Annotated in this window: 11 protein-coding genes; 9 read left to right on the forward strand and 2 right to left on the reverse strand. The window is 63.1% G+C overall.

Annotated features, from left to right (window positions below; genetic code table 11):
- The 3 genes from C8263_RS11680 (at position 1) to C8263_RS11690 (ending at position 2,283) form a co-directional block, all read left to right on the forward strand.
- Positions 1 to 687 carry a Rieske (2Fe-2S) protein gene (locus tag C8263_RS11680; protein WP_107138294.1) on the forward strand — a complete coding sequence of 229 codons (687 nt, stop codon included), beginning with the start codon at positions 1 to 3 and terminating at the stop codon, positions 685 to 687.
- The gene (locus C8263_RS11685) at positions 684 to 1,997 is read left to right on the forward strand and encodes a cytochrome b (protein ID WP_107138295.1); all 1,314 of its coding nucleotides are present in this window, start codon (positions 684 to 686) and stop codon (positions 1,995 to 1,997) included. The genes C8263_RS11680 and C8263_RS11685 overlap by 4 nt, the downstream gene beginning before the upstream one ends.
- Before the next feature lie 94 nt (positions 1,998 to 2,091).
- A complete protein-coding gene (locus C8263_RS11690) occupies positions 2,092 to 2,283 on the forward strand; it encodes a hypothetical protein (protein WP_107138296.1) in 192 nt (63 codons plus the stop codon).
- A gap of 44 nt (positions 2,284 to 2,327) precedes the next feature.
- On the opposite strand, the gene C8263_RS11695 is transcribed toward C8263_RS11690, so the two are convergent.
- Positions 2,328 to 2,576, reverse strand: coding sequence for a DdrH (locus C8263_RS11695; RefSeq protein WP_107138297.1), 249 nt, complete (start codon positions 2,574 to 2,576; stop codon positions 2,328 to 2,330).
- 171 nt (positions 2,577 to 2,747) lie between these two features.
- Between C8263_RS11695 and C8263_RS11700 the strand changes: the two genes are divergently transcribed.
- The 6 genes from C8263_RS11700 (at position 2,748) to C8263_RS11725 (ending at position 8,488) form a co-directional block, all read left to right on the forward strand.
- Entirely contained in the window at positions 2,748 to 3,170 is a 423-nt protein-coding gene (locus C8263_RS11700) for a HesB/IscA family protein (RefSeq protein WP_107138298.1), read from the forward strand.
- A 195-nt stretch (positions 3,171 to 3,365) separates the two neighbouring features.
- Positions 3,366 to 5,123, forward strand: a complete 1,758-nt coding sequence (locus C8263_RS11705) for a peptide ABC transporter substrate-binding protein (RefSeq protein WP_107138299.1) — start codon at positions 3,366 to 3,368, stop codon at positions 5,121 to 5,123.
- A 126-nt stretch (positions 5,124 to 5,249) separates the two neighbouring features.
- Positions 5,250 to 6,245, forward strand: a complete 996-nt coding sequence (locus C8263_RS11710) for an ABC transporter permease (protein ID WP_107138300.1) — start codon at positions 5,250 to 5,252, stop codon at positions 6,243 to 6,245.
- A 10-nt stretch (positions 6,246 to 6,255) separates the two neighbouring features.
- Positions 6,256 to 7,182: an ABC transporter permease gene (locus C8263_RS11715; RefSeq protein ID WP_107138301.1), complete on the forward strand. Its 927-nt coding sequence runs from the start codon at positions 6,256 to 6,258 to the stop codon at positions 7,180 to 7,182.
- A gap of 90 nt (positions 7,183 to 7,272) precedes the next feature.
- Positions 7,273 to 7,773 carry a crossover junction endodeoxyribonuclease RuvC gene (ruvC, locus tag C8263_RS11720; RefSeq protein WP_107138302.1) on the forward strand — a complete coding sequence of 167 codons (501 nt, stop codon included), beginning with the start codon at positions 7,273 to 7,275 and terminating at the stop codon, positions 7,771 to 7,773.
- Between the two features lies 1 nt (position 7,774).
- Positions 7,775 to 8,488 (forward strand): PrsW family intramembrane metalloprotease, encoded by a 714-nt coding sequence (locus C8263_RS11725; RefSeq protein WP_233218783.1) that lies wholly within the window; start codon positions 7,775 to 7,777, stop codon positions 8,486 to 8,488.
- A gap of 284 nt (positions 8,489 to 8,772) precedes the next feature.
- Here C8263_RS11725 and C8263_RS11730 read toward each other — a convergent pair whose 3' ends face one another.
- Positions 8,773 to 9,453: a molybdenum cofactor biosynthesis protein MoaE gene (locus tag C8263_RS11730; RefSeq protein ID WP_107138303.1), complete on the reverse strand. Its 681-nt coding sequence runs from the start codon at positions 9,451 to 9,453 to the stop codon at positions 8,773 to 8,775.
- Positions 9,454 to 9,653: the final 200 nt, after the last annotated feature.

The raw sequence follows: 9,653 nt of genomic DNA on the forward strand, positions 1-9,653 counted from the left end.
ATGACCCGTTACAAGAAACAAGACCCGGAAATGACGCGCCGCCGCTTCGTAAACGCGGCCATGGGTGGGGCGGCCGCTGTGGGCACGCTAGGCCTAGTGAGTGCCCTGGGCGGTGCCAAACCTGTCTTACGTATCACGCCAGACAAGGCGCCGCCGCGTGCCGGCGACATCCTGGTGCATGCCACAGCGGCCAAGGAGGGGCAGATTATCCGCCCTTCGGAGATTACCGACCGGGTGATTCAGGCTTGGCCCATGGGCAAAGACCAAGATGGTAATGATGTCATTCGAAAGGCCGAGCCCAACAATCTGGTAGGGGTTCAGCGGTTTCGCAAGGACAGCTTCAAGGTGCCGGGAGAAGGCGAGCACGTTGAACTCAAGCTGGAAGGGATCGCGGAAGACGGCATCGTCGTGTATTCCAACAAATGCACCCATGCTGGTTGCAGCCCGGAAAACTATGCCAAAGACACCAGCAAGCTGTTCTGCAGCTGCCACTCTGGGCTTTACGATCCTCTGCAGGGTTGCAAGGTGATAGGTGGGCCACCTCCCCGCGCCATGCCACAGTTGCCGATCAAGGTAGAGGGCGACCGACTCGTGGTCACTGAAACCTTTGTGTCTGCACCGTTCGGCTTTCTGAATAACTTGGACTGGGAAACATATCTGCAGCGGGTGAAGGAGATCTTGGGATGAACCAGTGGCTGGATGATCGTCTGCATATCTCGCGCCTGAACGACAAGTTCCTGCGCAAAGCCTTCCCCGTGCATCACTCGTTCTTTCTGGGTGAGATCACGCTGTTCAGTCTGATCGTCCTGATTATCACCGGTATCTTGCTGGCGCTGTCTTATGAGCCGAGCAACTCTCCAGTGGTAAATTCATTCGACCCAGGCACGCGGGCAGAGCCCAACATGATTCCAGCGGCCTACCACTCTGCGCTGAAAATCAACGCGATGCCCTTTGGTGACATGTTGCGCCGCATTCACCACTGGATGGCAAACATCATGGTGGCGGCGGCCGTGATTCACATGATGCGCGTGTACTTCACAGGTGCATTCAAGAAGCCCCGCGAAATCAACTGGTGGATTGGCATGCTGCTGCTGATCTTTGCCGCCCTGACCGCTGTGACTGGCTACATCCTGCCCTATGACAACTACGCCTACAACACGGTAAGCGTGATTTACGCCATCGTGAAATCTGTGCCCTGGGTGGGCGACTGGCTGGCGCAGGCAGCCTTCGCGGGTCGTTTTCCGGGCGAGGGCATCATCCCCCGTATTTATGGCTACCACATCATGCTGCTACCTGGCATTCTGCTGGCCCTGACGGGTGCCCACATGCTGATCATGATCAAGCAGAAGCACACCCAGCCGCAGTACGCCAAGCGCATTGCCTACAAGAAGATTGTAGGGGTGCCACTGAGCACGCAGCAAACGCCCATCATGCTGCTGCTGGTCCTGCTGTTCACGGGCCTGGTCGTGCTGTTCTCGGCCTTTATTCCCGTGCATCCTATTGAGCACTACGGGCCGCCCAGCGCACAGCCCATCAGTGGCATCAAGCCTGACTGGTATCTGCTGTGGGTGTTCGGCGCTCTGGCCATTATTCCTGGCTTCGAGTTGGAAGTTCTGGGCGGCATTATCAGCGCCGAATTCGTGGGCGCCATGGTCTTCCCGGGCCTGATTATTGGCGCCATGTTCGCGGTACCCATGCTGGACCGCGCCAAGGATAACCAGTACTACGCCGAGAACCCCACCAACCACCCGGTGCGGCTGGCAGCTGGCGTGGCATTCATGGCCATGATGATCGTGCTGTCAGTGGCCGGTTATAAGGTGGAACTGGTTCAGAGTGGCCTGCTGCCTGAAGCCAGCGCCAACACGATCCTCTGGATTCTGACCATCGGCGTACCGCTCGTGAGCTACTTCGCTACCCTGGGCATCGTGCGCGGCATCCGTGCCCTGCGCGAAGCCGACGAGCGTGACGCACTGGCCCACGCCCACGCGGACGACTGAACCCGCCTTTTCCCGGCCGCCCTGGTGATCTCGCCAGGGCGGCTTCTCTTGGCAGCTACCCCATCGTCAGCGCTGGCTGTGCTTGACTGGGCCCATGAACGATCTGGCGCGTCATCTGGCTACCGAAGCCCGCCGCCTGGGTTTGGCAACGGATGAGGTGCCTGATCCGGCCAGCCTCGCGGCGTTCGCTGCCGTGGTGTTGGAGGAACTGATGGCCCTCGGCCTGCTGCCCAGCCCCGAGCCAGAATTGGGCTGCTGGGCCCAGGCTCGCCAGCCGACCAACTGAACACCGCTCCACACACGGGGCGGGAGCGGCGGGGCAGAGAAGATTTAAGCCTCAACGCGGTTGGGGTTGATCTTGAGGGCCGGCGACACGCCTTCACGGCTGCCAGCGGCGTAACCGACCTGGGCGCCGAATTGCCACGCCAGCTTGATCATGAACTGAATGGCGTCCTCGTCGTGCGCGCTGATCAGCTGGCGCAGATGCTCGGGCAGACCGTCGGGGAGGGGCATGGCGCGGAGCTGCTCCCCGTATTCGCTGCGGAGCTGCTCGAACCACTCGGCGTAGGGGTTCGTCATGGGTCTATCTTAACAGGAGGACGCTCAAGGAATGTAAGCGGCGCTGCCCCTGTTCAGCGCGCGGCGGCGCTGTTCGGTGCAGATGAACCTCACGTCTGGCGCCCAGCCGGTCCGCTCCGACTTTGCTTTCCACGCACGTTTTTATTTCTCCAATGGTGTTACGCTTCACGCATGACGGCGACCACTACTCCCGAACACACCGGCAGCGTGCCTGCCCATGACATCAGCATCAGCGAATTTGGTGCGCAAAAGGCCCTGAGCATCCTGGCCAGCAGCGGCAAGGAAAACGCGGGCGTGCGCGTGTTTATCAAGAGCGGCGGTTGCAGCGGCTATCAGTACGGCATGGCCATTGATGACCGCGAGCTGGACGGCGACACCATCGTGTACGACCGGGGTGTGAAGCTGCTGGTTGACCGCATGAGCCTGCCCCTCCTGCGCGGCAGCGAGGTGGATTTCGTGGAGAACATGATGGGCGGTGGCTTCACCGTGAACAACCCCAACGCCACGTCGGCCTGCGGTTGCGGCTCCTCGTTCCGTACCGACGGCAGTCAGTCGCCTGACAGCGAGGGCAGCAGCGGCTGCGGCAGCCACTAACAGGCAGTCACGAACACCAGCGTGGGCCGGTCAGGGAGATTCTCTGGCCGGCTTTTCTGGTTGGGCGCGGTCGCCCCAGGCACAGCCCCGGCAGGCGCTGACCCGAGTTCTTCTTGACGCGCCTTCAGCGGGCCTTATACTGACTTTCATCATCACATAGGGAAAGCAGTGCTGCCCGCTGGACCGGAGGCTCATATGAAGAAGACCTTGGCATTGACCGCATTCCTGCTTGGCGCCGCTCTGGCGGGCCCAGCCAACAACAGCCTCGTGGTGGGCACGTCGCAGGAACCGCCAAACATCTACGATCCCTGGAACACCAACAACCTCGCCATTACCAGCGAGATCAACGGCTACATGGGCGCCGCCCTGATTGGCCTGGATGACGACGGCGAGCCCTATGCGGACATTGCCACCCGCGTGCCCAGCATTGCCAACGGCGATTACAAGATTGTCAGGAATGCGGCGGGCGACGTGGTGCGCAACTCCGTGACCTACACCATTCGCAAGGATGCCAAGTGGAGCGACGGCACGCCCATCAAGGTGGCTGACTTCCAGTTCTGGCACCGCCTGGTCAACGACGACCGTGTGCCGGTGCCCGACCGCTCGCCCTGGAACCGCGCCAAGATCTCAGTGGCGGATGGCGACACCTTCACCATCACCTACGAGCCCCCGTACCTGTTTGCGGACCAGACCAGCCCCGGCCTGGCCCCCAGCCACGTGATGGGCGCCGCCTGGAACGCCTTTGACGCCAAGACGAAAAACGAGAAAGACGCCAAGGTGGTCAACGAGGAGTGGAAGAAGTTCATCTCCAGCTACACCACGGCGCGCAACCTGCCCAAGGTGGTGGCCGGCCCCTTCCGCCCCACGGCGTGGCGCAGCGGCAACAGCCTGACCCTCACCCGCAACCCCAACTACTGGATGCACCCCAAGGATCAGGAGAAGTACATCCAGACCGTCACCTACCGCTTCATCCCCAACACCAACACCCTGAAGGTGAACATCCTGTCCGGTCAGCTGGACGCGGTGAGCGCCGTGGGCCTCACCTTCGACCAGGGCGTGGACCTCGCCCGCACCGAGCGCGGCAAGTACAAGACCTACTTCGTGCCCGGCGCGGTGTGGGAGCACATTGACGTGAACACCCGGGGCCAGAAGGCCAAGGATCTGGACCTGGACGACCCCCGCATGCGTCAGGCGCTGCTGTACGCCATTGATCGCGACGCCCTGACCAAGGCGCTGTTCCAGGGCCGTCAGGCAGTGTCCAACAGCTGGGTCAACCCCATTTCCAAGCTGTACAAGAAGGATGTCAACGACTACAACTACAACCCGGCGCGCGCCCGGCAGCTGTTCGCCGCCCTGGGCTGGACCCCCGGCCCGGACGGCATCCTGCAAAAGGGTGGCAAGAAGCTCAGCCTGAACTTCGGCACCACCGCTGGCAACACCGTGCGCGAGCGCGTGCAGCAGATTCTGCAGGCCCAGTGGAAGCAGGTGGGCGTGCAGGTGAACATCCAGAACTACCCGTCGAGCGTGTTCTTCGGCCCCGACTTCCTGAGCAAGGGCCAGGAAGGCAAGTGGGACCTGGCCATGTATGCCTGGACCGGCAACCCCATCTTTGAAGAAGGCAACCTGTTCAAGGGCGAGGGCATTCCCACCGCCGCCAACGGCTACGCCGGCCAGAACAACGCGGGCTGGAACAACGCCGAGTACAACCGCCTGCACAAGCAGGCGCAGGTGGAATTCAACCTCGCGGACCGCATCAAGCTCTTTGACCGCATGCAGGCCATCTGGAACAGCGAGGTGCCGGCCCTGCCGCTGTACTACCGCGTGAACGTGTACACCAAGGTGCCGGGTCTGGTGAACTACACCTTCAGCGCCTACACCCTGTACCCCAGCTGGAACTCGGCCAAGATCGGCTGGGCCTCCAGAGGCGCCGCCGAGGAGTACAAGCAGAAGTAAGCCGGTTCTGCCGGGGGCGCCCAGGCACCGCCTGCGTGCCCCCGGCCACCCGGAGCGGGAAGCCTCGCCACTGCGGCGGCGCTTCCCGCCTTTCTTGGGCCCCGGCCCACCGTTTAGAGGACACATATGGGAACCTACGCACTTCGCCGCGTTCTGCAGATGATTCCGCTGCTGCTGGTCATCAGCCTGCTGATCTTTATGCTCACTGCCCTGCAGCCGGGCGATCCGGTGGATCAACTGGTGTTTGGCAACAGCAACATCACCCCCGAAGACATTGCCCGCCTGAAGGCCGCTTACGGCCTGGATCAGCCCTGGTACACCCGCTATTTCTTCTGGCTCAAAGAGGCCGTTACTGGTAATTTCGGATACTCCCAGGACCACGGTATTCCCGCCCTGGACTTTGTGTTCCAGAACCGCCTGCCCAACACCCTGCTGCTGACTGTTCCCGCCCTGCTGCTGAGCACCCTTATTGCGGTGCCGCTGGGTATTTTCAGTGCCGTGCGCCAGTATTCCCTCTTGGACTACGTGCTGACGTTCTTCGCCTTTGTGGCTGTCAGCGCGCCGGTGTTCTGGGTGGGCGCCCTGGCCATGTATTTCTTTGCCATCTTTCTGCCGCAGGCCACGGGTGGGCTGGTGGCGCTGCCGCCCGGCGGCCTGGGCGGCGACCTGCCCCCAGAGGCGGGCTGGCTGGCCGTGACCCTGGACAAGATCAAGTACCTCTTGCTGCCGCTGATGATTCTGATGCTGCGCGAGATCGCCGTGACCCTGCGCTTCATGCGCGCCAACATGCTTGAAACCCTCACGCAGGACTATGTGCGCACCGCCCGCGCCAAGGGGCTGGCCGACCGCCGGGTGCTCTACAAGCACGCGCTGCGCAACGCGGTCACGCCCATCGTGACCCTGATGGGGCTGGCGATTCCCGGCCTGTTCGGCGGCGCCGTGATTACCGAGAACGTGTTCTCCTGGCCCGGGATGGGCAAGGCCATTCTGGACGCCCTGGTCAGCAAGGATTTCAACGTGGTGATGGTCTGCCTGATGCTGCTGGCCCTGCTGACCGTGGTGTTTCAGCTTCTGACCGACCTTGCTTACGGTCTGGTTGACCCCCGCGTGCGGTACTCGTGAGGACCTGCCCATGACCACGACTGTTCCTGCTGCTCCGCCCCGTGCCCAGAGCCGTTCCACCATGAGCATTGCCATGCGCCGCCTGCGCAAGCACAAGGCTGCCATGGTCAGCCTGGTGGTGATTGCCCTACTGATTCTGACGGCGATCTTCGCGCCCTGGATTGCCCCCTACGACCCCAACGAACAGGACCTGACGGGTTTCTTTGCGCCGCCCGGCCCCCAGCATGTGCTGGGGCAGGATGAACTGGGCCGCGATCTGCTCTCGCGCATCGTGTACGGCAGCCGCGTTAGCCTGCTGGTGGGCTTCACCGTTGCGCTGTTCAGCGTGGCGCTGGGCACCCTGATGGGTCTGCTGGCCGGATTTCTCAGTGGCCGGGTGGATACCGTGATCAGCCGCTTTATCGAGATCATGCTCTCCATTCCAGAGCTGCCCCTGCTGCTCACCATCAGCGGCCTGCTGCTGTCCAGCGACAACCCCACGCTGCAGCGCCTGCGGGAATACCCCAATGCCAGCGTCTTTATCATCGTGGGCCTGTTTACCTTCTTCGGCTGGATGGGCACGGCGCGGCTGGTGCGCGGCGAGGTCCTGAAACTCAAGAACCTTGAATATGTGGACGCCGCCCGTGCCCTGGGCGCCCGCAGCGCGCGCATCATGTTCCGTCACCTTGCCCCGAACATCATCGCTGTGATCATCGTGAACGGCACGCTGGCCGTGGGCGGCGCCATCCTGGGCGAGGCGGCGCTGTCGTTCCTGGGCTTCGGTATTCAGCCGCCTGTGTCCACCTGGGGCAACATGCTGTCGCGTGCCAACGAAGTGGTGCTGGAACACCCCTACCTCGCGCTGTATCCGGGCCTGATTATCCTGATCACGGTGCTGGCCTTTAACTTCCTGGGCGACGGCCTGCGCGACGCCTTCGACCCCAAGAGCCGGCTGTAATCGTCCCGGGCAACCCCTGCCCCTCTGTGTTTGCCCCCGCCCAGCGGGGGTTTTTTCCTGGCTGCTTTCTCTTTCGCGTATGCTGACAGGGTGATTGTGCTTGGGATTGATCCTGGACTGGCGAACCTCGGCCTTGGGCTGGTCGAGGGTGATGTCCGCAAGGCCCAGCACCTCTACCACGTGTGCCTGACCACGGAAAGTGCCTGGATCATGCCCCGGCGCCTGCAGTACATCCACGAGGAACTGTCGCGTCTGCTGGCCGAATACCGCCCGGACGCGGTGGCCATCGAGGACCAGATTCTGCGCAAGCAGGCGGATGTGGCCTTCAAGGTGGGGCAGGCGTTCGGGGTGGTGCAACTGGCCTGCGCCCAGGCGGGGGTGCCGGTGCACAGCTACGGCCCCATGCAGGTCAAGCGCTCGCTGGTGGGCACCGGCCGCGCCGAGAAAGAGCAGGTGATCTACATGGTCAAGGCGACGCTGGGCGTGCGCGAACTGTTCAACAACCACGCCGCCGACGCCCTGGCCCTGGCGCTGACCCACCTGGCCAGCGCGCCGCTGCAGAGCCGCGCCGCCCAGCTGCTGGCGCGCTGAGGTGCGCCTCTCGCTGGCACTGCCGCTGCTGCTGTCGGTGGCGCTGACCTTCGCGTGGCTGTGGTTTTTCGTGCGGCGCGACCGCCACCCAGAACCCCTGTGGCTGCTGGCGCGCACCTTCGCCTGGGGCATGCTGGCCTGGGTGATCGCCGCAGCCTTCGAAGCCAGTCTGGGGCACTGGCTGGCCTCGCCTCTGCCGCTGGTGGCTGCGCTGGTGCTGCTGCTCACGGCGCTGCTGGAAGAAGGATTCAAGTTTGTGGCTGCCACCACGGCCATCACAGAGCTGAGCTTTGACGAACCCATGGACGGCCTTGTCTACGCGGTGACCGCCGCCCTGGGCTTTGCCCTGATGGAAAACGTCACCTATACCCTGGGTTTTGGCAGCGGCGCCGGGGCGTGGCACGCGGTGTTCGCCACGCTGGCCCACGCCCTGTTCAGTGCGCCGCAGGGCTACGCGCTGGGTGGGCTGCACTGGCAACGGGGCCGCGCCTGGGTGGTGCGGGGGCTGGCCGTCAGCGTGATTCTGCACGCGGTGTTCAATGGCCTGCTCGTGGGCAGCGCCGGCTGGCCGCAACTCGCCTCGCTGGGCGTAATTACCCTAATGATGATCTTTCTGGCCGGCCGCTACTATCTGGCTTTCGAGGCCCATGCCCGTCAATTTGGGCCCTCGCCGTACTTCCTGCACGAACAGGCCCAGAAAAGGCGCTCATCCTGAGACCGCGCGCTGTGGGCCTGTGCCCATGGCAGAGGTGAGGCCATACCCCTGATACGAGTTCCGAATAATTCCCTCATGTGTGACGGCATCGTTCCGACCGGAGGGACTCGCGGCACTGCGGAGCAGAGCAGGAACAGAGACGGAGTCGGGGAATGTACGGCAGTCCGTATGAGCAGGTGATCCTGACCCGTTGATCCAAGCGAAAGGGCCTTGCAGATGTCTGGGGACAGAGGGAAAGACGGAGCAGTTGATGGGCGCCGGGGAGAGCTGATTGGAGTCCAGGGCTACAGCGTCTCGTGGGCTGTCTGTCCGGCCACCCAGTGCTCCCCGGTGTCGTCACGCTCGTGTTTCCAGACCGGCACATGCACCTTCAGATGTTCAATGAGGAAGTCGCACGCTTCCAGCGCAGCCCGGCGGTGGGGACTGGCCACCCCGATCAGGATGCTGGCCTCGCCGGGGCGAAGGCGGCCCACCCGGTGCCAGAGATAGAGGCGTAAGTCACCGAAGCGCTCGCGGGCAGCCTGCGCTGCATGACGCATCACGTTCAGGGCCAGGGGCACGTAGCCCTCGTAGTCAATCCACTGCACCGTCTTACCCGCGTTGGGGCTGCGCACCGTTCCCACAAAGTAGGCCTGTGCGCCGTAAAGCGGCCGGACCAGAAAGGCGTCTGCGGCGGCCAGGCTCAGCGGCTCGTCGGTGACACCGCAGCAGGTGGAGTCGTCCTCACCCGAACCGCCTGCGACAGGGGGCAGGAAGGCCACCTCATCGCCTGGGTTCAGCGCCGTGTCGGGCAGGGCGTACTGCTCATTGACCGCCACCATGCAGCCGCGCAGGCTCACGCCCAGCTGCGCCTCTATCTGCGCGGCCACTGCCCGGACATCGCTGCCTTCCGGAACGTGCAACGCCAGCCCCTCTATTCCAGTTTCCCGCTTCAGACGCGCAAAAAACACCACGTTGAGCTGCATGGGCAGAGGCTACCACGGGCCCCCAGGCGCCAACCGAAAGGAAGCTTGAGGACAGGGTGTTGACAAGCAGCGGAATGACCTGTATCTTTTCTGAGCCTCAAGCGAGGCGAGGTGCATGACAACCGATGGAAGCGAGCGAGAAATTGCGAATCACAGGGCCGCAAAGGTCCTGATGAAGAACAGAAGGTCAAGAGACGAAG

The organism is Deinococcus arcticus, assembly GCF_003028415.1.
Taxonomy (GTDB): domain Bacteria; phylum Deinococcota; class Deinococci; order Deinococcales; family Deinococcaceae; genus Deinococcus; species Deinococcus arcticus.